At 44.8% G+C, this 22,253-nt stretch carries 22 protein-coding genes; 14 read left to right on the top strand and 8 right to left on the bottom strand.

What is annotated here, in order from left to right:
- Positions 1 to 105 precede the first annotated feature (105 nt).
- The 14 genes from fliF (at position 106) to ACO0KW_RS04000 (ending at position 13,830) form a co-directional block, all read left to right on the top strand.
- Positions 106 to 1,806 (top strand): flagellar basal-body MS-ring/collar protein FliF, encoded by a 1,701-nt coding sequence (gene fliF / locus ACO0KW_RS04065; RefSeq protein ID WP_423050894.1) that lies wholly within the window; start codon positions 106 to 108, stop codon positions 1,804 to 1,806.
- On the top strand, positions 1,799 to 2,794 hold the full coding sequence (fliG, locus tag ACO0KW_RS04060; RefSeq protein ID WP_423050892.1) for a flagellar motor switch protein FliG: 996 nt from the start codon (positions 1,799 to 1,801) through the stop codon (positions 2,792 to 2,794). Before fliF ends, fliG begins: the two co-directional genes overlap by 8 nt.
- The gene (locus tag ACO0KW_RS04055) at positions 2,787 to 3,461 is read left to right on the top strand and encodes a flagellar assembly protein FliH (protein WP_423050890.1); all 675 of its coding nucleotides are present in this window, start codon (positions 2,787 to 2,789) and stop codon (positions 3,459 to 3,461) included. The genes fliG and ACO0KW_RS04055 overlap by 8 nt, the downstream gene beginning before the upstream one ends.
- Positions 3,458 to 4,849: a flagellar protein export ATPase FliI gene (gene fliI / locus ACO0KW_RS04050; protein ID WP_423050888.1), complete on the top strand. Its 1,392-nt coding sequence runs from the start codon at positions 3,458 to 3,460 to the stop codon at positions 4,847 to 4,849. Before ACO0KW_RS04055 ends, fliI begins: the two co-directional genes overlap by 4 nt.
- Before the next feature lie 43 nt (positions 4,850 to 4,892).
- Positions 4,893 to 5,330, top strand: coding sequence for a flagellar export protein FliJ (fliJ, locus tag ACO0KW_RS04045; protein ID WP_423050886.1), 438 nt, complete (start codon positions 4,893 to 4,895; stop codon positions 5,328 to 5,330).
- A 42-nt stretch (positions 5,331 to 5,372) separates the two neighbouring features.
- Positions 5,373 to 7,667, top strand: a complete 2,295-nt coding sequence (locus ACO0KW_RS04040; RefSeq protein WP_423050884.1) for a flagellar hook-length control protein FliK — start codon at positions 5,373 to 5,375, stop codon at positions 7,665 to 7,667.
- Between the two features lie 353 nt (positions 7,668 to 8,020).
- The gene (gene fliL / locus ACO0KW_RS04035) at positions 8,021 to 8,509 is read left to right on the top strand and encodes a flagellar basal body-associated protein FliL (protein WP_423050882.1); all 489 of its coding nucleotides are present in this window, start codon (positions 8,021 to 8,023) and stop codon (positions 8,507 to 8,509) included.
- Positions 8,510 to 8,514: 5 nt separating this feature from the next.
- Complete coding sequence (gene fliM / locus ACO0KW_RS04030; RefSeq protein WP_423050880.1) at positions 8,515 to 9,528, top strand: flagellar motor switch protein FliM; 1,014 nt, start codon at positions 8,515 to 8,517, stop codon at positions 9,526 to 9,528.
- Positions 9,521 to 9,952 carry a flagellar motor switch protein FliN gene (gene fliN / locus ACO0KW_RS04025; protein WP_423050878.1) on the top strand — a complete coding sequence of 144 codons (432 nt, stop codon included), beginning with the start codon at positions 9,521 to 9,523 and terminating at the stop codon, positions 9,950 to 9,952. Before fliM ends, fliN begins: the two co-directional genes overlap by 8 nt.
- Positions 9,952 to 10,371: a flagellar biosynthetic protein FliO gene (gene fliO, locus ACO0KW_RS04020; RefSeq protein ID WP_423050876.1), complete on the top strand. Its 420-nt coding sequence runs from the start codon at positions 9,952 to 9,954 to the stop codon at positions 10,369 to 10,371. The genes fliN and fliO overlap by 1 nt, the downstream gene beginning before the upstream one ends.
- Before the next feature lie 7 nt (positions 10,372 to 10,378).
- A complete protein-coding gene (fliP, locus tag ACO0KW_RS04015; protein WP_423050873.1) occupies positions 10,379 to 11,146 on the top strand; it encodes a flagellar type III secretion system pore protein FliP in 768 nt (255 codons plus the stop codon).
- Positions 11,147 to 11,164: 18 nt separating this feature from the next.
- Positions 11,165 to 11,434 carry a flagellar biosynthesis protein FliQ gene (gene fliQ / locus ACO0KW_RS04010; protein ID WP_186940269.1) on the top strand — a complete coding sequence of 90 codons (270 nt, stop codon included), beginning with the start codon at positions 11,165 to 11,167 and terminating at the stop codon, positions 11,432 to 11,434.
- Positions 11,435 to 11,443: 9 nt separating this feature from the next.
- The gene (fliR, locus tag ACO0KW_RS04005) at positions 11,444 to 12,244 is read left to right on the top strand and encodes a flagellar biosynthetic protein FliR (RefSeq protein WP_423050869.1); all 801 of its coding nucleotides are present in this window, start codon (positions 11,444 to 11,446) and stop codon (positions 12,242 to 12,244) included.
- Between the two features lie 14 nt (positions 12,245 to 12,258).
- Positions 12,259 to 13,830, top strand: coding sequence for an NAD(P)H-hydrate dehydratase (locus ACO0KW_RS04000; protein WP_423050866.1), 1,572 nt, complete (start codon positions 12,259 to 12,261; stop codon positions 13,828 to 13,830).
- Between the two features lie 74 nt (positions 13,831 to 13,904).
- On the opposite strand, the gene ACO0KW_RS03995 is transcribed toward ACO0KW_RS04000, so the two are convergent.
- From ACO0KW_RS03995 to thrS, 8 genes are all read right to left on the bottom strand, one after another.
- Complete coding sequence (locus ACO0KW_RS03995; protein ID WP_423050864.1) at positions 13,905 to 14,273, bottom strand: MerR family transcriptional regulator; 369 nt, start codon at positions 14,271 to 14,273, stop codon at positions 13,905 to 13,907.
- Between the two features lie 23 nt (positions 14,274 to 14,296).
- Positions 14,297 to 14,719: an integration host factor subunit alpha gene (locus tag ACO0KW_RS03990; protein ID WP_423051959.1), complete on the bottom strand. Its 423-nt coding sequence runs from the start codon at positions 14,717 to 14,719 to the stop codon at positions 14,297 to 14,299.
- 223 nt (positions 14,720 to 14,942) lie between these two features.
- Positions 14,943 to 17,369: a phenylalanine--tRNA ligase subunit beta gene (pheT, locus tag ACO0KW_RS03985; protein WP_423050862.1), complete on the bottom strand. Its 2,427-nt coding sequence runs from the start codon at positions 17,367 to 17,369 to the stop codon at positions 14,943 to 14,945.
- Between the two features lie 197 nt (positions 17,370 to 17,566).
- A complete protein-coding gene (gene pheS, locus ACO0KW_RS03980; protein ID WP_423050860.1) occupies positions 17,567 to 18,583 on the bottom strand; it encodes a phenylalanine--tRNA ligase subunit alpha in 1,017 nt (338 codons plus the stop codon).
- A gap of 362 nt (positions 18,584 to 18,945) precedes the next feature.
- A complete protein-coding gene (rplT, locus tag ACO0KW_RS03975) occupies positions 18,946 to 19,305 on the bottom strand; it encodes a 50S ribosomal protein L20 (RefSeq protein WP_186889230.1) in 360 nt (119 codons plus the stop codon).
- Positions 19,306 to 19,332: 27 nt separating this feature from the next.
- Positions 19,333 to 19,530, bottom strand: a complete 198-nt coding sequence (rpmI, locus tag ACO0KW_RS03970; protein WP_314860630.1) for a 50S ribosomal protein L35 — start codon at positions 19,528 to 19,530, stop codon at positions 19,333 to 19,335.
- 196 nt (positions 19,531 to 19,726) lie between these two features.
- Positions 19,727 to 20,263: a translation initiation factor IF-3 gene (gene infC, locus ACO0KW_RS03965; protein WP_314860632.1), complete on the bottom strand. Its 537-nt coding sequence runs from the start codon at positions 20,261 to 20,263 to the stop codon at positions 19,727 to 19,729.
- A 44-nt stretch (positions 20,264 to 20,307) separates the two neighbouring features.
- Positions 20,308 to 22,215: a threonine--tRNA ligase gene (gene thrS / locus ACO0KW_RS03960; RefSeq protein ID WP_423050857.1), complete on the bottom strand. Its 1,908-nt coding sequence runs from the start codon at positions 22,213 to 22,215 to the stop codon at positions 20,308 to 20,310.
- Positions 22,216 to 22,253: the final 38 nt, after the last annotated feature.

Below are 22,253 nucleotides of genomic sequence, written 5' to 3'. Positions count from 1 at the left end.
CTTTAAATTAGTGAACAAGCCTCACAATCTGTATCAAGGAAAAAACCTTCACGGGAATCATCATGCTGCAACTAGAATTTAAAACGCTATCTACCGGGAGTGCACATGGCAACAGCAAATGACACTACGCTAACGCCACCTGTGCCAGAACTTTTTGGTATACCGCAGACTCCTGGCGTGCGTACCATTATTTTGTCAGTCGGCGCCGCAATTACCGTCGCGGTCATGGTTGGAATTTGGATGTGGAGTCAGGCACCTGACTACCGCGTGTTATTTTCCAATTTCAATGATCGAGATGGTGGCGCGATTGTCGCATCACTTCAACAACTGAATATTCCTTACAAATATTCTGAGGGTGGTAGTGCAATTTTAGTTCCTGCAGATCAGGTTCACGACGTACGTTTGAAATTAGCGGCACAAGGCTTACCAAAAGGTGGTAATGTTGGCTTTGAACTGATGGAAAATCAAAAACTCGGTATTTCTCAATTTTTAGAGCAGGTCAATTTTCAACGCGCACTTGAGGGTGAATTAGCACGCTCGATTCAAGCAGTTTCCGCAGTACAAACTGCACGCGTGCATCTGGCCATTCCAAAAGCATCCGTATTCATACGGGAGCAACAAAAACCAACCGCATCTGTCCTACTCAATCTCTACCCGAGCCGAGTCTTAGATCAGCAGCAGGTCAGTGCCATCGTACATCTCGTGGCCAGCAGTATTCCCGAATTATCTGCAAAAAATGTGACCGTTGTTGATCAAAATGGAAATTTATTGTCAGATCCAAGCAAACAAGTAGCGAACAATAATTTAGATCCATCGCAATTGAAGTATGTACAAGAATTTCAACAAAGTGTAGTGAGAAAAGTTGAATCTATTATCTCGCCGATCGTTGGCTTGCAAAACGTCCGCGCAGAAGCCAGCGCTGATATCGATTTCTCTCGTAGTGAGCAGGCTGCTGAAAGTTATCGCCCGAATTCTCCGCCGGAAGCCAGCTCCATTCGTAGCCAACAAAGTAGTGAAAGTTATGGTAAGCCTACCGCCGCTTCAGGAGTTCCTGGTGCTTTAAGCAATCAGCCTCCCGCCCCTGCGACAGCGCCCATTTCTGGTGCTGCAAATGCGAACGCAACACCTACTACAAGCACAGCAGCAACTGGAATTACACAAAAAGACTCTACCGTGAATTTTGAGGTCGATAAGACCATCCGTTACACACAACAAGCCATGGGTGGATTAAAACGCCTCTCAGTCGCAGTGGTTGTCAACTATAAAACTGAGATCGACAAATCTGGCAAAACCATTACTCGTCCGTTAACAGAAATTGAGAAAACACAAATTACCGATCTGGCCCGAGAAGCTATGGGTTTTAGTAAAGAACGTGGCGACACTTTAAATGTAGTGAATAGCCCATTCGCAGCCCCAGAAAAAGTCAGTGCGGAAGACATTCCGATATGGAAGCAAGCGGATATTCTGCAAACCGTAAAAGAAGTTGGAAAATATATCGTTGGTGGTTTATTGTTACTGTATCTGTTCTTTGGCTACTTAAAGCCAACTTTGAATAAATTGACAGGTAAAGATGCTGCATCAGTGAAAAAAGAAAAAGAGCGTCTGCGTAAAGAAGAGGAAGAAGAGGAAAAACAAAAAGCGGAAGAGGAAGAAGCTGCGATCGTCAATATTAAGAGCGAAGCGGACGCACAACATAAACATCAACATTCGAGCTACGAAACAAATATGGATATGGCAAAACAACTGGCCGCTAGTGATCCTAAAATTGTCGCGAATGTAATCAAATCTTGGGTAAGCAATGAGTGAAGACGGCATACAAAAAGCAGCAACATTAATGCTCGCGCTTGGTGAGGATGGCGCTGCTGAGGTAATGAAACATCTCGGTCCACGCGAGGTGCAAAAAATCGGTGCGGCAATGGCGGCGATCGGTGCGATTCCGCATGAAACTATTGCCAAAGTTTTAGAAGATTTTAAGTCAGAGGCGGATCTTAGTTCATCGGTTGGGCTGGATTCAGATGAGTATATTCGTAATGTTTTGACTAAAGCACTGGGCGACGACAAAGCGTCGTCCCTACTTAATCGAATACTAGGTGGTAAAGACGCGAGCGGAATTGAAAGCCTGAAGTGGATGGACTCTGCGTCAGTTGCCGAGCTCATTAAGAACGAGCATCCGCAAATTATCGCCACGATTCTAGTCCATTTAGAAAGTGACCAGGCCAGCGAAATCTTAAATCATTTCAGTGAACGATTACGTAATGATGCCGTTTTGCGCATCGCAACTTTAGATGGGATTCAACCAACGGCCCTACGTGAATTGAATGATGTATTGACCAAGTTGCTGACGGGCAATGAAAGCCTGAAGAAAAAATCGATTGGTGGCGTTCGTGCTGCTGCAGAAATTCTTAACTTTATGAGTGGCGAAAACGAAGCCTCGATTATGGAAAACCTGCGCAAATATGACGGTGATATGGCAGAAAAAATCATGGATGAAATGTTTGTATTTGACAACATTCTCGAAATCGATGATCGCGGCATTCAACTGTTGCTACGAGAAGTACAATCGGATTCATTAATCATCGCACTCAAAGGTGCGAATGCCGATATGCGCGAAAAGATTTTCAAAAATATGTCACAGCGCGCGGCTGAAATGATGCGCGAAGATCTTGAATCTAAAGGTCCAGTTCGCTTGTCCGAAGTTGAGGCGCAACAAAAACAAATTCTATTGATTGTTCGTCGCCTGGCAGATGAAGGTCAGATCATGTTAGGTGCAAAAGGCGAGGATTCCTATGTCTAGCGCTCTACCAAAAGAGCAACAAACAGCCTTCCAACGTTGGGAAATGACCTCGTTTGGGGATGCACGTCCCGCACAAATTGAACGGGTAGCGCAGGCGGCCAAAGTGAGCCTGGCAGAACTTGAGTCCATCAAAGAACAAGCGCGCAATGAAGCCTACACAACTGCGTACAAAGAAGCATATGCACTTGGCTACCACGAAGGCCAACAAGCTGGCACACTCGAAATGCAAACTCAACTAAGTGAGTCGTTAGAAACACTGGTCAAATTAAAGAATAATTTCAAACATCAGTTAGAGCAAGCGCACAATGACATCGGTCAAGATCTTATTTCCTTGGCTGTCGATCTCGCAAACGCGATGACCAAACATCAGTTTGAACATCACTCCGAGGCGATCGTTGATATTGTGAAGGAATCGATTGAAATGCTCCCAGTGATCCATCAACCTGCGCAGATTTTTTTGCACCCCGACGATTTACAAATCATCAGAAGTGTAATGGGCGAAACACTAGAGAAAGACGGATGGCGCTTAAATCAAGATGCTCACCTCACCCGCGGCGGATGTCGCATAGAGACCGCCCAAAACCTGATCGACGCAACGTACGAAACTCGTTGGGCGCGACTGACCGAGGCGTTATTAAACAGACCGTCTGATAACCAAGCAATATGAACGACACGCTCTCGCCTCAGCATTGGAAAGATCAATTTGCCAAAAGCGCAAAGACGCTTCAACATACGCAGAGCGAAAATATCTCCGGACGCATCGTCAAGGTAACGGGCTTAGTGATGGAAGCCGTTGGCATCAAACTTCCAGTTGGGAGTGGTTGCATTATTCACTTGCAAAACAACGTCAAAATTGAAGCAGAAGTCGTCGGATTTGATGGAGATCGCTTATTTCTTATGCCACAAAGCGATTTAGATGGCGTCATTCCCGGTGCTGCAGTATTTCCTGTGACGACCCCAGTTTATGCCGGTAGCGATTTACCGCATCGGCGCAATGCTGACCGTACAAAACACTTACCAGTAGGCCCCGAGTTACTTGGACGTGTGTTAGATGCCAATGGCCGCCCCTTAGACTCGCTGGGACCGCTTAATAGTAAGGCCAGTGCTCCACTTGGCGCTCGCATTTATAATCCACTGTCACGTGCACCAATCAAAGAAAAATTAGATGTCGGGGTACGGGCGATCAATAGTATGTTGACGGTAGGTCGTGGACAGCGTCTTGGATTATTTGCAGGCTCTGGCGTGGGTAAAAGTGTATTGCTCGGTATGATGGCGCGCTATACCACCGCCGATGTCATCGTCGTTGGACTGATAGGTGAACGGGGCCGTGAAGTTAAAGAATTTATTGAAGAAATTTTGGGTGAAGCTGGCCTGGCACGTGCAGTTGTTGTAGCCGCCCCAGCTGATGCACCTCCATTAATGCGCATGCAAGGCGCTGCCTATGCAACCACGATTGCAGAATATTTTCGCGATCAAGACAAAAATGTCTTGTTGATTATGGACTCACTTACCCGTTATGCAATGGCACAACGTGAAATTGCATTGGCGATTGGCGAACCCCCGGCGACGAAAGGTTATCCACCATCAGTTTTTGCGAAATTACCAATTTTGGTTGAACGTGCTGGAAATGGACGCCTCGGCGGCGGCTCCATCACCGCTTTCTACACGGTGCTGACTGAAGGGGATGATCAGCAAGACCCTATCGCGGACGCGGCCCGTGCAATTTTAGACGGTCATATTGTCTTGAACCGGACATTGGCTGAAAGCGGACACTATCCGGCTATTGATATTGAACAGTCAATTAGCCGTGCCATGCATGGCATTACATCTCCGGAACATCAACGGCTATCCCGTAAATTAAAACAACTCTACTCCCGCTATGAACGTAGTCGAGATTTAATCAACGTCGGCGCTTACTCAGCGGGTTCTGACCCAGTCTTGGATGAGGCGATTCGAAGATATTCCGAAATACAGGCTTTTTTACAACAAGAAATCAACGAAAAATCATCTATAACCGAGAGCTTAGCCGCACTTTCGGCTCTATTCGACGCTTAAAATAAAATCTTTCTCCGTAAAATAGAAGTCAACCGAAAACATCATGGCAAGTTCAGCGTTACATACTTTGATCGGATTAGCGGTAAACGACGTTGAGACGGCAGCAAAGAATTTAGGGAAGTGCATCAAGGCGCGCGAAGATGCGAACGCACAATTAAGCTTATTACTTCAATATCGCAACGACTACGTGGATCGATTTCAAGCCAATGCACAACGAGGTCTAAATGTCACCCAATTCACTAATTTTCAAGGATTCATCAATAAATTAGATCTGGCAATTGAAGGTCAAAAAAAGATCGTCGCAGATGCCGAATATAAAATCGACATGGCAAAAAAGACCTGGCAAGAATGTGAAAAAAAACGTTTATCTTATAAAACGCTGATCGATAGAAACGCCGCGGCTGAAACTAAAAAAGAAAATAAACGAGATCAAAAACAAACAGATGAACGTGCAGGTCGCACATTGTTTTACAAAAAATAAATCGCAGAAAGTTTGCGACATTTACATTACGCAGGTGACATCATGCCCAGTTCTCAAACTATTCAGCAAGCTCTTCCGATTTTTTCCTCTACAAAAAATACAGCGTTACCTGTTGAGCTAAAGACGAGTAGCAATAACTTTAATCAAGTATTGAAGAACGAGGTAGTGAACAAATCCAAAAAGACCAGTGTTGAACAGTCTAAATATAATCCCGCACCTAATGTTAAGTCTAACCCAACGCCTAGCACCACGCAGATCAAGCCTACCGAACATGAAGACGATGCTGAAATCAAGGATACAAACAAGGAAGAAGTTGCTGATCAAGCAGAACATACCACCGGAAACTTAAGCGATCCGGGTTCAATGCTTGCATTTGTCAGCAATGTCTCAGCCCTCGCACAAGCGGCCAATAATGACATCGCGTCTGACAGAAACAATACAGACATTACCAGTATCACGCTTGCGGTAGGAAATGATGTCACGTCTTCTTCTATGAACGATGTCGAACAAAACAACAATGTCAATAGCAATGGCCTCAACGCCGCTGATATCAATGGCGATGCGCCATTGATAGATGAGATAAATCCGTCAAATTCGTCTATGAGCTCGCAGAGCAATGCGATCAACGCGCAGCGAGACATTTCCTCACCAGCGCAAACAACAGAAGTGGTCAAGTTCAGTGACGTGCGATTACAGACACAGCCAAGTTCACAAGAAAATCGCGAGACGCCATCCGCGATCCAGTCCCCACCGAATCAGCCGGAAATAGGAATTGACAAACAACTGGCTAAATCATTGAATTCACAAAAAGTAAATCAACAATCGTTGTCAAACACAGTCAATCGTCAAGAAAATTCCGCGCTAACGGTACAACAGACGAACGCCGCTGCCTTAACAAGTATGGAGGCATCAACTCGTCCAATCGATGCCCGCCTCTCTAATTCTGCAGAGACTAAAGTCTCGCTTCAACAAACGCCGTCAATAGCGATTAGCCCTCAAGAAAATACCGCGCTAAAAGTACAACAAGTACCCACTTCTTCCTTAGTAAGCAAGGAGGTATCCACCCGTCCGATCGATGCCCGCCTCTCTCATTCTGCAGGGACTCAAGTTTCGACAATAAATTCAAATAATTCCTTACCAATTTCCAATTCCACCAACAATTCGGGGCTTAACGAATCCGATCTGATTCCTATTCTCCCTGCGATCTCGGAAACTAAAAGTCATCTGGGGCAATTGGCCCCAAATCTTGCCAACACTACACAAGATCCTGCCGTTAATCTACTTTCACCAGCACCACTCAAATCAGCTCCTGCTAATTCGACTTCACAAGACCTGAGCCTCAAAAACCAAGCAAATTTAACATCACCAGATCTCACTGATCCGGCCTCGGAACAAATTACAGCGTCAAAAAATCTCAACAACATGTTCGCTGTGAATACGCAACAAAGTCAGATGCCGCCGCAATCTAATTCAATGCCATCAATACCTAAATCAGATAGGCTTGGTCAAGAAAAGAATCGCAATGGAGACATGCGTATCAACAGTGCGCCCCTCGCACAAGGATTGCCGGTAAGTGAAGATTTACCACGAAAAAATGATTTGCCTACTACCGAAATGCATGAATTAACGGCTCCCGAAAACCTACACAAGTCTGAAGAGGTCGCACAAAATGCGCAAGAAATATCATCCAGCATTCAACTTGACAAGGGTCAATTTGCCAAGGAACTCAGCACACAACTGACACAAGAGCGATTAGACATTCTCAAGTCGCTGAAAGTGGAGTCACATAATGAACAAACACTCAACATAGATCGTACTGAGCAAGTAACAGGGACACCCGTACCCGCTGCTCCCTCTGAAATCGTAAACACCACGGCGATTTCCGAGCACATCAGCCCACGTGTTGCCAACAAGGGCTGGGATCAGGCTCTGGGACAAAAAATCGTATGGATGGTTGCTGGCGGAGAGCAAAGTGCGCAACTTACTTTAAACCCACCGGATTTGGGTCCATTGCAGGTAGTGTTGAGCATTAGTGACAATTTTGTCGACGCTAGTTTTGTCTCATCACATTTGGACGTACGTGAGGCGATCGAAGCTGCTGCGCCAAAATTGAGAGAAATGATGGATAACGCAGGAATTTCCTTATCTGGTTTTTCAGTGAGTGCCGAAACTGCGCAGTCAGGTAACCCATTTAGCGGTGAAAGATTTCAGCATAACAGCGGAAGTCAACTACGCGAAATCAGGGCGGGCTCGGACGAACAAAACATGAATTCGACAAATCCAGCGCCCCTTACAAATAACAGCCGCGATTCAGGCATAGTCGATACTTTCGCCTAATTCAGTCGCCGCGTTCTAATTCTTGTTGTGAATGTGTGATGAAAATCATTGATTTTAGTCACACACCTTTCATTCGGGCATGATTTCTTAAAAACGATACTATAATTAAATATGCAAAAGAATTCCCCTAATGAAACTTTATCGTATCTACTGATCAGTCTTGCGCAGAAGTCGCGTGCGATTTAATCAGTGATAGGAAACTTACCAAGGAATTCAGATTTATTTATACGCGCATCTGACTTATCACGAGAGTTAGGCGATAAACTCCTCTCTTTTTAGAAGATAGGATGAATACAAAATGCTGCATAATTTCTTCCAATCAGACAAACACTTAACATCGGTGAAAAATCAATATGTCTAAAGCTCCAGAAAACCCAGCGAATGCCTCTAATACTGGAAAATCTAAAAGAAAACTGCTGGTAATTATTGCCGCAGCAGTGGTTCTGCTTGCCGGCATTGGCGGAGGCGCTGCCTATTTCCTGTCTAAGAAAAAGGCACCTGAAAAAGAACATAAAGAAGAAGCCAAGGCGCCAGTATTTTTGCCATTAGAACCGTTTGTAGTTAACTTGCAGTCTGAATTCGGCGAAAAGTATCTACAGGTTCAAATGACTTTACAGGTACCTGACGAAGCGCAATCAACTTTAATCAAAGCAAACCTACCTCAAGTAAAGAGTCGCTTAATCATGCTATTGTCTAGCAAGAGTGCTGAGGGACTATTAACCCCAGAGGGTAAGGACACTTTGATTCAAGAAATCACCACGCAGGTTAACTTACCATTTAATCCAAAAGCCGATCCACAGAAGGTTAGTGGTGTTTTCTTCACTTCGTTTGTAGTTCAATAGATATCGTGTCTGATAATTTTCTATCACAGGAAGAAGTCGATGCCCTTTTAAAGGGAGTCACAGGCGATCAGGATGACTCTGAGTCGCTAGAAGATACCTCGGGGGTCCGCCCTTATAACTTGGCGACTCAAGAACGTATCGTTCGTGGGCGTATGCCAACGCTGGAAATTATCAATGAACGTTTTGCACGGTTACTGCGTATTGGTTTGTTCAACTTTTTACGTCGCAGTGCTGAAGTTTCTGTCGGCACCGTCAAAGTTTCAAAATATAGCGAATTTATCCGTAACTTGGTGGTGCCGACCAATTTGAATTTGACCCATATGAAGCCGCTGCGAGGAACTTCATTAATCGTGTTAGATCCTGGTTTGGTGTTTTTATTGGTCGATAATTTATTTGGTGGCGATGGCCGTTTTCATACGCGAGTTGAAGGACGTGACTTCACGCAAACCGAACAAAGAATTATTCAAAGAATTTTAGAAATAATATACGAGACCTATGCCAAATCTTGGGAGCCTGTTTATCCGGTTCAGTTTGAATATATTCGCTCGGAAATGAATACGCAATTTGCAAATATCGCCACACCAAATGAAGTCGTAGTGTCGACTACATTTACGATCGAACTTGGCCCCGTGAGTGGTGAAATGCACATGTGTATGCCCTATTCAATGATAGAACCAATTCGTGATTTATTGACGAGTAGTTTGCAAGGCGAAACCTTGGAAATCGATAAGCGTTGGGTGCGTTTAATGACGCAACAAATTCAAATCGCCGAAGTGGAAATTGTCGCGGATCTGGGCACTACCAAAATGACATTGGGCGATATTTTAAATATGAAAGTTGGCGATATCATTCCAATTTCCGTACCTGAAATCGTCTCTGCGAAAGTAGATGGTACGCCAGTAATGGACTGTAAATACGGTGTGTTTAATGGACAATATGCATTACGTGTCGACAAAATGCTTGGGTCAAGTGTCAATGAAATAGCGCATGAGTCGCTACATGGAGAAAACAATGGATGACAATAACGACAACCCGATCAGTGAAGACGATTGGGGTGCAGCGATTGCCGAACAAGAAAAAGCCGATGCTGAAGCAGCGGCAAGAGCTGCTGCGCCACCTGCGGTCCAATCTGGTGCGAGCATGTTTCAAGAATTTGGCAAAAGCCCACCGCCACAAACGCACAACGATATCGACTTTATTCTCGATATCCCAGTTCAACTTACTGTAGAACTAGGCCGCACTAAAATCGCCATTAAAAATCTGCTGCAATTGGCTCAAGGTTCCGTGGTGGAGCTTGATGGACTGGCAGGCGAGCCTATGGATGTGTTAGTCAATGGCTGCTTGATCGCTCAAGGTGAAGTGGTGGTGGTGAACGACAAATTTGGTATCCGTTTGACCGATATTGTTACGCCTGCTGAACGTATACGTAAATTGAATAAATAATGGGTAAATTATTTTTACTACTAGTTAGCCTGTTATTTTCAAAAGAGGCACTTGCACAATCAAACACGGTTTCTGCCAGTACTGGTCTCTTACAAATTTTCTTGGCGCTGACAGCCGTTATCGCTGTGATGCTGTTGTTGGCATGGGTATTGAAACGTGTCGGACCAATCAACAACACCAACAAATTACCAGTGAACATCATCGGCGGTATCAGCATCGGGAATCGTGAGCGTGTCATGGTGATAGAAGTGGCGGATCAATGGTTGGTTTTAGGCGTTACTTCGCAACAAATAAACACACTAGCGACTATGCCAAAACAAGAATTACCTGCCTTTGAACCACACAGCAATCCATTAGCAGCACCTTTTTCCGACTTGCTCAAGAAGACCATAGAAAAGCGCAATTCACCAAAAAATTAAAGTATTTATGAAAAACGTGCGCAAGACTCTTAGCTCATCCCTGCCCTTCGCAACAATATTGCTATTAACTGGCCTTTCCCAATTGGCCTTAGCGCAAAGCGGTGGATTGCCAGCGATTAATAGTTCACCTGCTTCCGGTGGCGGGCAAAATTATTCCCTCAGTATTCAGACGCTGATCTTTTTAACTTCACTGGCATTTATCCCAGCAGTTCTACTGATGATGACCAGTTTTACTCGCATCATCATCGTTTTGTCGCTACTTCGTCAGGCACTAGGAACACAATCCGCTCCACCAAACCAGGTTTTGGTCGGTTTAGCCTTATTCCTCACTTTGTTTGTGATGGGCCCAGCATTTGACAAAATTTATGAAGATGCTTATCTGCCTTTTTCTGAAAATAAAATCACCATGCAAAAGGCGATGGAAAAAGGTGTGGAGCCATTGAAGGGCTTTATGCTGAAACAAACACGAGAGTCAGATATTGCGCTTTATGTGAAATTATCTAACACGCCGGCGTTGCAAGGACCAGAGGATATTCCACTGCGTGTCTTAATTCCCGCATTTATTACCAGTGAATTGAAAACGGCATTTCAAATCAGCTTTGCGATTTTTATCCCATTCTTAATTATCGATATGGTAGTCGCCAGTGTTTTGATGGCGATGGGTATGATGATGGTGTCGCCATCGATTGTCTCACTTCCCTTTAAGCTAATGTTATTTGTCTTGGTCGATGGCTGGCAATTATTAATCGGCTCATTAGCACGAAGTTTTTATTAGCGGAATCAGAGGATAAAAATGAATCCAGACAGTGTCATGACGATGGGCCGTCACGCAATGGAGGTGACTTTGATGGTTGCTGCACCATTGTTACTTGTGGCGCTTGGCGTGGGCTTAATCGTCAGCATTTTTCAAGCAGCGACACAGATTAACGAAACAACCTTGTCATTTATCCCTAAATTAGTCGGAATATTTGTAACATTAATCGTTGCCGGTCCTTGGATGTTAGGCGTCCTTGGTGATTACATGCGTGAGGTATTTACCAGCATTGCCTTTATGAATGGCTAATTTAAGATTATGGTTTCAATTAATAGCAACGAATTGATCGCGTTAATCGCCTCATTTCTCTGGCCGTTAACCCGAATCCTTGGTTTCATTTCAATTGCACCGCCCATCGGGAATAATGGCGTTCCTGTGCAAGTAAAACTGACTCTTGGCGTGTTTCTAGCGTTAATAGTCGCTCCGAGCATTCCTGAACTAAAACAAGTTGATTTAATCTCCATCACTGGAATTGCGGTCCTTATGCAGCAATTAATCATTGGCCTAGCTATGGGCTTCGTAGTCAGGCTAATGTTCGCAGGCGTTGAAATGGCCGGTGAAGTCATTGGCTTAACGATGGGCTTGGGGTTTGCAACTTTTTTTGACCCCCAAACAAAAGGTCGATCCTCCGCAATCTCGCAGTTTTTAGTCATTATCACGACGTTGATATTTCTTAGCCTCAATATGCATTTAGCGATGTTTGAAGCCTTAATTAACAGTTTCAAAAGCATCCCTGTTTCGACTTCTTTAAACATGGGTTTTAGCGTACAACGCATAGCAATTTGGGGAGAGGAAATTTTTAAAATTGGAATGCTGATTTCTATGCCTATGGTGGCAGCACTCCTGATTACGAATATCGCCTTAGGTATCTTAACCCGCGCTGCGCCTCAACTAAATTTATTTGGTATTGGCTTTCCTATCACCATCGCGGTCGGTTTTCTCATGCTTAGCTTAATCTTGCCTTATTTACTGCTCCCCTTAGAAAATATGTTTCAACAAAGTTTGGATCTTATTAACGGGTTAGGTTCGCCTCCGCACTATCCAGTAAAGCAACCCTAAGGATATTCCTCAGCATGCATCCATCATCAAAGATCTTTCTTCAAACTCCTGAAAACTCACCGCTGGGTTTGTATCAAACTCGACAGATCCAAGCGATTGAAGCGATAGCAAAAAAAGACTTGCCGATAGGGGCTTTGATGCGCGCAGCAGGAATAGCCGCCACAAATTTGGCTAACAAGCTTTTACACAAAAAAAGTGAAAAAGTATTGGTGCTTGCAGGTCCAGGCAACAATGGTGGTGATGCGTTAGAAGTCGCTCACTTGTTAGCGGAAGAAGGATTTGACGTTCATGTCCTTTTGTTTGGTACAGAGCAGCACTATTCTCAAGAAGCGAAGCAAAGCTTACAGCGTGCAAAACATAGCAAACTAAAATGGCCATTACAAGCCGAAGTAGAGACTCTAGCTGTCCGTTATTGGGACTTAATCATCGATGGACTATTCGGAATTGGGCTCAGTCGCCCCATCGATGGAACGATTGCGACGCTGATCGCCTACATCAATAATAACAATAATAATCAACAAGTACCAATATTGGCATTGGATGTACCCAGCGGGTTGGACGCCGATACCGGCACGATCCTCGGCGGCCAACAAAATGCTTTACGCGCTACCTATACGATTAGCTTTATAGCCAATAAAATTGGCCTACATACCTCACAAGGCAAAGACTTTGCCGGACAAGTTCACGTTGACGGATTAGGTATAGATTACAATATTTATCCACCTGCCTACGCACACCTATTGACCAGCAAAACATTCGCTGACAGCATGCCCCAGCGTGAACATGACAGCCACAAGGGAACTTATGGTGACGTGTTAGTTGTTGGTGGAAATAACGGAATGACTGGGGCACCTTTATTGGCTGGTCGAGCTGCATTATTTTGCGGCGCCGGACGTGTTCATCTAGGATTTCTCGACAAATTTAACGCTGTAGATTATTTACATCCAGAGCTGATGTGCAGAAGTGCGCAGGACTCTGACTTCATTTCTGCAGTCGTTGCGATAGGTCCGGGTCTTGGCACGACTGATGACGCCAAAATCCAATTACAACGCGCATTACAAGAGAGTACCGATTTAGTGATTGATGCTGATGCGCTCAATCTGATTGCGTGCCACCGCCAGTTACAAGATTTGGTCAGACACCGAAGTCAACAAAACCTACGCACGATTATCACCCCGCACCCTTTAGAGGCGGCGCGTTTACTTCAAACAACGGTGCTGGCTGTACAGGCGGATCGATGTGGCGCCGCGAAAAAGCTAGTGGAAGATTTGCAAGTGTGCGTAATTCTCAAAGGAGCCGGAAGTATCATCGCCGATGCTGATTTTATTTGGGTCAATAGCAGTGGTAACCCAAGTCTAGCAACTGCTGGTACTGGCGATATTTTGACGGGTATATGCGCAGCTTTTTTGGCGCAAGGATTAGGAGTAACGCATGCAGCCTGCCTCGCAGCCTATTTGCATGGAAAAGGTGCGGACGACTGCCTAACGGATGGTTTAGGACCACTAGGTATTTCTTCTAGTGAACTCATTCAGGCAGTACGTTCAGCACTAAATAAGCTAATAAGATCCAAAGGAATACCCCACTGATCTTCTCAAATTTTTCCGATTAATATTTTTGCCGGATATTACTCTTAATATTAATCGGTCAAACAAATCCACTCTTAGAGCTTCAATAAATGTAACACAGCACGCAATTCACTACGGATCTGCACAAAGCTTAACGGCATCGAATTATTTGACTCAGTTTTAACCTCATCATGTGTGAGCTGCGTTAGCTGATTATTCAATTTATTACGGGCACCATTAATCGTAAAACCCTGCTCATAAAGTAACTCTCGAATTCTACGAATAAGCAAGACTTCATGATGCTGGTAATAACGACGGTTGCCACGACGTTTCACAGGTTTCAGTTGCGCAAATTCCTGCTCCCAATAACGCAATACATGGGGTTTCACTCCACACAAATCACTCACTTCGCCGATAGTGAAATAACGCTTTGCTGGTATCGGGGGCAGTATTAAATTTTCCATGGCGGCATCACTCATAAGAGACATTAAGCTACGTTAGCGCCATTAAATTCGCTAGGGGAATGTAAATCATCGACCATACCCTTTAACTTTTGACTGGCATGAAAAGTCACAACACGACGTGCCGTAATAGGAATCTCTTCGCCTGTTTTCGGATTGCGCCCTGGCCGTTGTGGCTTATCACGTAACTGAAAATTACCAAAACCAGAAAGTTTCACCTCGGCACCTCGTTCCAAAGCATCACGAATCTCGCCAAAAAAAGTCTCAACCATATCTTTTGCTTCACGTTTATTTAACCCAACTTGCTCAAATAAAAGTTCGGCCAACTCTGCCTTGGTCAATGTTGGTAAATCTTTTTCTGCCTTAGAACGTGCTTGAGCTTCTCGCATAGCACGTTCCAAATCTTCGTCCAACAGGGTATGAAGATCAGCAGAAGTTACATCATTCATCATTGTTTACCTATTATTTTCCAATTTTCACCATGCGCAATTTCAATACGGGTGAGCTTTATTTTTAACAGCAAAGCCGCAGATAGCGAACGACCCATGTGCAGCACAATGTTTGAATTACAGTTAACGCAAACCGTTCTAGATGTTCAGCTTAGTTTAAATGCTTTGACGCCTCTACGTGCCAAAAATAAGTGGCAATCAAGGCGTCAAAAAATAAGCATGTCTAACGAAGTCTTGCGGAAACGCCAGCAGTTGCTGCAGCCACTAAAGCAGTCATCGCCAGTTCAACAGTGTCATCCTGTAGTGTATTCTGAGTATCTTGCAAGCTAAAGCGGAAAGCAAGACTTTTCTCATCGCTTTCTAAGCCTTTACCACGATATTCATCAAATAAAACAAGGTCTTGCACGATTTTGCAAGATTCAGCTTTGTTTATTTCCGCACGGAAAACGTCGATCAAATCTTGTGTGGAAACGGCTTGTTTCACAACCAATGCTAAATCGCGCGTAACAGCTTGAAACTTCGAAATGTCACGATGACTAGGTAAATTAACTGCTTGCAGTGCTGCGATCTCAACTTCAAATACGATAGGCGCTAATGGCAAGTCATATTTCTGTTGTAATCGTGGATGCAGCTCACCAATCATGCCAATGACTTTACCATCGCACTCAACTTGCGCAGAACGTCCTGGATGTAAAGCAGGATAATCAACCTTATTGAAACGCAGCACTTTCGGTGCAAACAAATTTTCCAGGTCTGACTTCATATCAAAGAAATCAACATTACGTGTCGCTTGTCCCCACTGCTCTGCAGCAACTGGTCCATAGGCTAACGCGGCCAAACGTTTAGGCTGATCGTATCCGGCAATAGTTAATGCCCCATCAGTCACAGCTTGGTCGCGCAAATATACCGCTGCCAATTCAAAAATACGCACACGATTTAGTTTGCGATTCAAGTTGTAACGTGTGTTTGCCACCAAACTTGCGATCAGGCTGGTACGCATGACACTCATTTGACTGGCAATCGGATTTTGCAGTTTGATAGGATTATCGTTACCACAGAAATCTCTTTCCCAAATCTCTTCGACGAAACTGTAATTAACGACTTCTTGATAATCTAAGTCGGCAATTTGACGACGCAAAGTAAATGCGGAGCGGGTATTTTCCGGTGCAATTAACATCGCGTTTGGTGCGACTGGCGGCAAGGATGGAATATTCTCAAAACCATATACGCGTACCACTTCTTCGATCAAATCTTCTTCGATTTCGATATCGAAACGATAGGACGGTGGTGTAACTGAAAACAAGCCAGGTTCTTGCGTGAATTGCAAACCAAGACGGGTAAAGATGTCAGCGATTTGCGCGTCAGTAAAATCTACGCCAATCACTTTATTAGCACGCGCTGTGCGCAATTTTACTGGCAGGCGCTTCGGTAAGTTAACCACGTGATCATCAACAGGGCCGACTTTGACGTGCTCGGTGCCACCACAAATTTCTACAATCAATGCGGTGATGCGTTCCACATGTTCAACGATAGATTCGAAGTCGACACCACGTTCGTAGCGATGCGCTGCATCGGTAGAGAAATTATATTTGCGGGCACGACCTTGAATTGCCTGCGGCCACCAGAAAGCGGATTCTAAATAGATATTTTCTGTATCTAATGTAACTGCAGTTGAATCGCCGCCCATGATACCAGCCAAAGATTCAATTTCTTGATGATCTGCAATCACACCAACCCATTCATCAACCGCAACCGTGTTGCCATTTAAGAGTTTTAAAGATTCACCAGCTTTACCCCAACGGACATCGAGGCCGCCGTGGATTTTATCCAGATCAAAGACATGACTAGGGCGACCCATTTCTAGCATTACATAATTAGAAATATCGACCAATGCAGAAATTGGACGCTGACCACTGCGTTCAAGACGCTGTTTCATCCAATCAGGTGTTGGCGCTTTCGCGTTCACACCACGAATCACACGACCGACAAAGCGGCCGCACAAATCTGGCGCACTGATTTTCACTGGCAGTTTTTCAGTCAAAGCCACTGGCACAATATGCGCCTCTGGCAAATGCATAGGCGTACCCGTCAATGCAGATACTTCTCGTGCGACGCCGAGCACGGATAAACAGTCGGCTTTGTTTGGCGTCAACTTGATGGTGAATTTCAAATCATTTAACTGATAATAATCGCGGAAATTTTGACCGACTTGCGCATCAGCTGGCAAATCCATCAAACCGCCGTGATCTTCGGATAACTTCAATTCACGCGCTGAGCACAACATACCCTGCGATTCAACGCCACGCAACTTGCCGACTTTAATCAGGAAAGGCTTACCGTCCGCTCCCGGTGGTAACACTGCACCAGCCGTTGCACACGGCACTTTCATACCAACCCTGACATTCGGCGCACCACAGACGATATTCAGCAACGTGCCAGTACCGACATCGACCTGACATACATTCAGTCGATCTGCATCCGGATGCTTGGCGATTTCGCGAATCTCAGCGACAAACACATTAGTAAAAGGTGGCGCAACAGCTTCCACCTCTTCGACTTCCAATCCGGCCATAGTGAGTAAATGAGATAACTCATCCGAAGTCATATTCGGATCAACCATGGTACGTAACCAGTTTTCAGAAAATTGCATAATTCAACCGTGATGTTGATGGTGTACTTTGCAGTACGGAAATTTAATCTAATTTAATTTTGCTAATGGAGCATCTAGAAATTCAATTATCGGGATGCAGATTGAGGCGCAAAACGAAGCAATACTTCAGTATTCAATATTGCGTGGCTTTGCGACAAAAAATATGCGGGCGAGAATTGGATTTATAGATGTTTCCATTAGTTAAACTGCTTTAAGAATCGCAGATCGCCTTCGTAGAACAGACGCAAATCGCTGACACCATAACGCAGCATCGTCAAGCGCTCTAAACCAGAGCCGAATGCAAAACCGATGTATTGTTCAGGATCGAGACCCATGTTTTTGATCACTGATGGATGCACTTGGCCTGAGCCGGAAATCTCCAACCAACGTCCCTTCAAAGGGCCGCTGCCGAAAGCAATATCAATCTCTGCCGATGGCTCTGTAAACGGGAAATACGATGGGCGAAAACGTACTTGCAAATCGTCAGTCTCAAAAAAAGCTTTGACGAAATTCAGATACACACCTTTGAGATCCGCGAAGCTGATATCTTCTGCAATCCACAAGCCTTCGACTTGATGAAACATCGGCGAATGCGTCGCATCACTATCGACGCGATAAGTGCGACCAGGCGCGATCACTTTGATCGGTGGTTTGTTCATGCGTGCATAGCGCACCTGCATAGGACTAGTATGCGTGCGAAGGAGTAAAGGCTTACCGGATGTATCGTTACCTTCTACGTAGAAAGTATCTTGCATAGAACGCGCAGGATGATTTTCCGGGCTATTCAAAGCAGTGAAGTTCGTCCAGTCGTTTTCGATTTCCGGACCATCTGCCACATCAAAACCAATCGAGCGGAAAATTTCCTCTACACGTTGCCAAGTGCGCATCACCGGATGGATTCCGCCCATGCCGCGACCGCGACCAGGCAAAGTTACATCGATAGCTTCTGAATTTAAACGTGCTTCCATTTGCGCGTTGGCTAATGCATCACGACGCGCCGTTAAAGCATTTTCAATTTTTTCTTTGGCAACGTTAATGACCGCCCCTTGAACTTTGCGCTCTTCAGGCGGGAGCTTGCCCAAGCTTTTCATTTGCTCGGTGATTTGCCCAGACTTACCTAGGTACAAGGCTTTCGCATTTTCTAGAGCTGCTGCATCTGGAGCAGCAGTGAAATCAGCGATTGCTTGGTTGACGATTTGATCTAAGGGATTCATGCGTTTTTTCCCACTTCGTGTGGATGATAGAAAATGACGAGTCTTATGTTGTAGCTTGAATGAAAAACTCTTCAAACTACTTCATCCCCTCCCGTTCAAGTGGAGGGTTAGAGTGGGAATAGGTCTAATTTGAGTAAACAAACAGTATCTATTACTCGAAATAGACCAATCCCCATCCTAGCCTTCCCCATACAACGGAGAGGGGAAAGGGGCGTAATTCTAAAGACTCAAACAAAATAATCAACAAGGTAAATAGAGTATTTTGTATAAGCCCTTCAGAAAAACAAACGGGGCACAGGATTGAACCTCTGCCCCGCTCATCTTGCAGATTCGCGAATGGCGAATATGCAGACTATGGCTTATTAAGCAGCCAAAGTCGTTTTTACTTGATTAACAATCGCAGCAAATGCTGGTTTGTCCATCACAGCCATATCGGCCAACACTTTACGGTCGAGTTCGATGTTCGCTTTTTTCAAGCCGTTCATGAACACACTGTAAGTCAAACCATGTTGACGGGATGCTGCATTGATACGAGTAATCCACAATGCGCGGAATACGCGTTTCTTATTACGACGATCACGGTATGCATATTGACCAGCGCGCATAACTGCTTGCTTAGCAATACGGAATACCTTGCTACGACGACCACGATAGCCTTTGGCTAAATCGAGAACTTTCTTATGGCGGGCACGAGCGGTAACCCCACGTTTTACTCTAGGCATAATAACTCCTTAAATATTGAGTATGGGTTAAGCGGTTGGCATCATGCGTTTGACGGATGTTACGTCAGCAGCATTAACGTTCGTGATTCCACGCAATTGACGTTTACTCTTTGTGGTTTTCTTAGTCAAAATATGACGTTTGAAAGCGTGACCACATTTAACTGTTCCACCTGGGCGGACGCGAAAGCGCTTCTTTGCAGAGCTCTTTGTTTTCATTTTAGGCATAACATCTCTGTCTTACGACAGCTCCTTTTATATGATGGTAGGTGGCAACAATGACGTTACTCTTGGATGCCTACTTCTCACTTAGCATGGGTTTGAAATCGAGTTCAATACCCTTTGTTGCAATCACGATTCTTACGATTCGCTTTCACTACAAATTCTTTTCGTTCGTGTGGCGGGTTGTAGCCCACCCTACAAATTATTTCTTCTTCTTCGGTGAAAGGATCATAACCATTTGGCGTCCTTCCATTTTAGGAAACTGTTCAACCTGACCGTACGGCTCAAGATCAAGTTTCAGCTTTTCTAGCATACGCATACCAATTTCTTGGTGAGCCATTTCACGACCACGGAAACGCAAAGTAATTTTAGTTTTATCGCCGTCATCCAAAAATCTAGTCAGATTACGCAACTTAATGTTGTAATCACCATCATCTGTACCTGGACGGAATTTCACTTCCTTGACCAAAACAACTTTTTGCTTCAGTTTGGCCTCATGTGCCTTCTTCTGCTCTTGATACTTAAATTTGCCGTAATCCATCAATCGGCAAACAGGCGGCTGCGCGGTTGGCGCGATTTCCACCAAATCTACTTCGGCCTCTTCGGCTAAGCGAAATGCTTCACTTAATTTAACAATGCCTAAAGGCTCGTTCTCAACGCCGGACAGACGCACTTCTATCGCTGTAATTTCGCCGTTGATGCGATGTGACTTATCGGTAGCTATCTTAGTTTCCTTCAAAAATTTAAATAAACAGGCTGTACTTTTTCGCGGGCAAAAGCTGGTTAAGCCTTGGTTTCCAAGTCGTTTTTGAGGCGATCCAAGAAGGCTTCCTGAGTCATTACACCCAAGTCCAGATTACCGCGCGTACGCACAGCCACTGTATTTGCATCCCGTTCTTTATCACCGACTACGATGATGTAAGGCAATTTTTGCATGGAATGTTCGCGTATTTTATAGGTAATCTTCTCATTACGCAAATCTGTATGCACCCTAAAGCCTTGTTTTTTCAGGTTTTCTGCGACAGATTTGGCATATTCAGCCTGAGACTCAGAAATATTCAGTACCGCAACTTGCACTGGAGCCAACCAAGTTGGCAAAGCGCCAGCATGATTTTCGATCAAAATACCAATAAATCTTTCCATCGAGCCAACAATAGCACGATGCAGCATGACAGGCACTTTGCGTGAATTATCATCCGACACATATTCCGCACTCAGACGACCCGGCATAGAGAAATCAACCTGCATTGTTCCGACTTGCCATGGACGACCCAAGCTATCTTTCAAGTGATACTCGATTTTAGGACCGTAGAAAGCACCCTCACCCGGCAACTCTTCCCAGGTCATACCACAATTGCGCAAAGCGGCACGCAAAGTGTCTTCTGCTTTATCCCAAATTTCTTCGGAACCAATACGATTTTCAGGGCGCAGTGCCAGCTTAATTTGAATATTTTCAAAGCCGAAATCGTCGTACACTTTCATCGCCTGCGGATGGAAAGCCATCACTTCATCTTGAATCTGATCTTCGGTACAGAAGATATGACCATCATCTTGCGTAAAGCCGCGCACACGCATAATCCCATGCAAGGCACCAGACGGCTCATTGCGATGGCATTGACCAAATTCACCGTAACGCAAAGGCAATTCGCGATAGCTACGCATATTCGAATTAAAAATCTGCACGTGACCAGGACAATTCATCGGCTTCAATGCGTAATTGCGATTTTCAGATTCCGTACTGAACATGTTTTCGCGATAGTTCTCCCAGTGACCGGTCTTTTCCCACAGAGTACGATCCAAAATCTGTGGCGCTTTCACTTCTTGATAACCGCAGTCTTGGTAGACTTTACGCATGTATTGTTCAACTTGCTGCCAAATTGTCCATCCTTTTGGATGCCAGAAAATTAAACCTGGCGCTTCATCTTGGAAGTGGAACAAATCCAGACTCTTACCCAATTTACGGTGATCGCGCTTCTCTGCCTCTTCCAACATATGCAGGTATTGCTCTTGGTCTTCTTTTTTCGCAAATGCTGTACCGTAGACACGTTGCAGCATTTCGTTTTTAGAATCACCGCGCCAGTATGCACCCGCCAACTTCATCAACTTAAACACCTTAAGCTTGCCAGTTGATGGCACATGAGGACCACGACACAAATCGGTAAAGCTACCCTCTGTGTAAAGCGACACGTCCTGATCAGCAGGAATCGATTCAATGATTTCCGCCTTGTAGGCCTCACCAATTGACTTAAAGTAAGCCACCGCCTCATCACGCGGCAAAACCTTTCGAGTGACTGGCTCGTCTTTTTTTGCCAATTCAGTCATCTTCTTCTCAATGGCCACCAAATCATCTGGTGTAAATGGGCGCTTGTAAGAGAAATCGTAGTAGAAACCATTTTCGATCACAGGGCCGATTGTCACTTGCGCATCTGGGAACAACTCCTTCACCGCGTAGGCCAACAAGTGAGCCGTAGAGTGACGAATAACCTCTAAGCCATCCGCGTCTTTATCAGTCACGATCGCCAAATCAGCATCGGATTCGATCAAATGTGAGGTATCGACCAATTTACCATTGACCTTACCAGCCAAGGCAGCTTTCGCTAAACCCGCACCAATACTGGCAGCAACCTGCGCCACTGTGACAGCGGACTCAAATTGTCGTTGCGAACCATCGGGCAATCGAATTGAAATCATATTCATCTCCATACGGGCCTAAGCCAAAAAAATTACTT

The sequence above is a fragment of the Undibacterium sp. Ji22W genome, from assembly GCF_049340305.1.
Lineage (GTDB): Bacteria > Pseudomonadota > Gammaproteobacteria > Burkholderiales > Burkholderiaceae_D > Undibacterium.
Note: the sequence above shows the minus strand (reverse complement) of the source record. Positions and strands in the feature narration are given on the sequence as shown.

Coding starts and splice junctions, on each gene's coding strand:
- fliF (WP_423050894.1), top strand. CDS start 106: ATGGCAACAGCAAATGACACTACGCTAACGCCACCTGTGCCAGAACTT.
- fliG (WP_423050892.1), top strand. CDS start 1,799: ATGAGTGAAGACGGCATACAAAAAGCAGCAACATTAATGCTCGCGCTT.
- ACO0KW_RS04055 (WP_423050890.1), top strand. CDS start 2,787: ATGTCTAGCGCTCTACCAAAAGAGCAACAAACAGCCTTCCAACGTTGG.
- fliI (WP_423050888.1), top strand. CDS start 3,458: ATGAACGACACGCTCTCGCCTCAGCATTGGAAAGATCAATTTGCCAAA.
- fliJ (WP_423050886.1), top strand. CDS start 4,893: ATGGCAAGTTCAGCGTTACATACTTTGATCGGATTAGCGGTAAACGAC.
- ACO0KW_RS04040 (WP_423050884.1), top strand. CDS start 5,373: ATGCCCAGTTCTCAAACTATTCAGCAAGCTCTTCCGATTTTTTCCTCT.
- fliL (WP_423050882.1), top strand. CDS start 8,021: ATGTCTAAAGCTCCAGAAAACCCAGCGAATGCCTCTAATACTGGAAAA.
- fliN (WP_423050878.1), top strand. CDS start 9,521: ATGGATGACAATAACGACAACCCGATCAGTGAAGACGATTGGGGTGCA.
- fliO (WP_423050876.1), top strand. CDS start 9,952: ATGGGTAAATTATTTTTACTACTAGTTAGCCTGTTATTTTCAAAAGAG.
- fliP (WP_423050873.1), top strand. CDS start 10,379: ATGAAAAACGTGCGCAAGACTCTTAGCTCATCCCTGCCCTTCGCAACA.
- fliQ (WP_186940269.1), top strand. CDS start 11,165: ATGAATCCAGACAGTGTCATGACGATGGGCCGTCACGCAATGGAGGTG.
- fliR (WP_423050869.1), top strand. CDS start 11,444: ATGGTTTCAATTAATAGCAACGAATTGATCGCGTTAATCGCCTCATTT.
- ACO0KW_RS04000 (WP_423050866.1), top strand. CDS start 12,259: ATGCATCCATCATCAAAGATCTTTCTTCAAACTCCTGAAAACTCACCG.
- ACO0KW_RS03995 (WP_423050864.1), bottom strand. CDS start 14,273: ATGGAAAATTTAATACTGCCCCCGATACCAGCAAAGCGTTATTTCACT.
- ACO0KW_RS03990 (WP_423051959.1), bottom strand. CDS start 14,719: ATGAATGATGTAACTTCTGCTGATCTTCATACCCTGTTGGACGAAGAT.
- pheT (WP_423050862.1), bottom strand. CDS start 17,369: ATGCAATTTTCTGAAAACTGGTTACGTACCATGGTTGATCCGAATATG.
- pheS (WP_423050860.1), bottom strand. CDS start 18,583: ATGAATCCCTTAGATCAAATCGTCAACCAAGCAATCGCTGATTTCACT.
- rplT (WP_186889230.1), bottom strand. CDS start 19,305: ATGCCTAGAGTAAAACGTGGGGTTACCGCTCGTGCCCGCCATAAGAAA.
- rpmI (WP_314860630.1), bottom strand. CDS start 19,530: ATGCCTAAAATGAAAACAAAGAGCTCTGCAAAGAAGCGCTTTCGCGTC.
- thrS (WP_423050857.1), bottom strand. CDS start 22,215: ATGATTTCAATTCGATTGCCCGATGGTTCGCAACGACAATTTGAGTCC.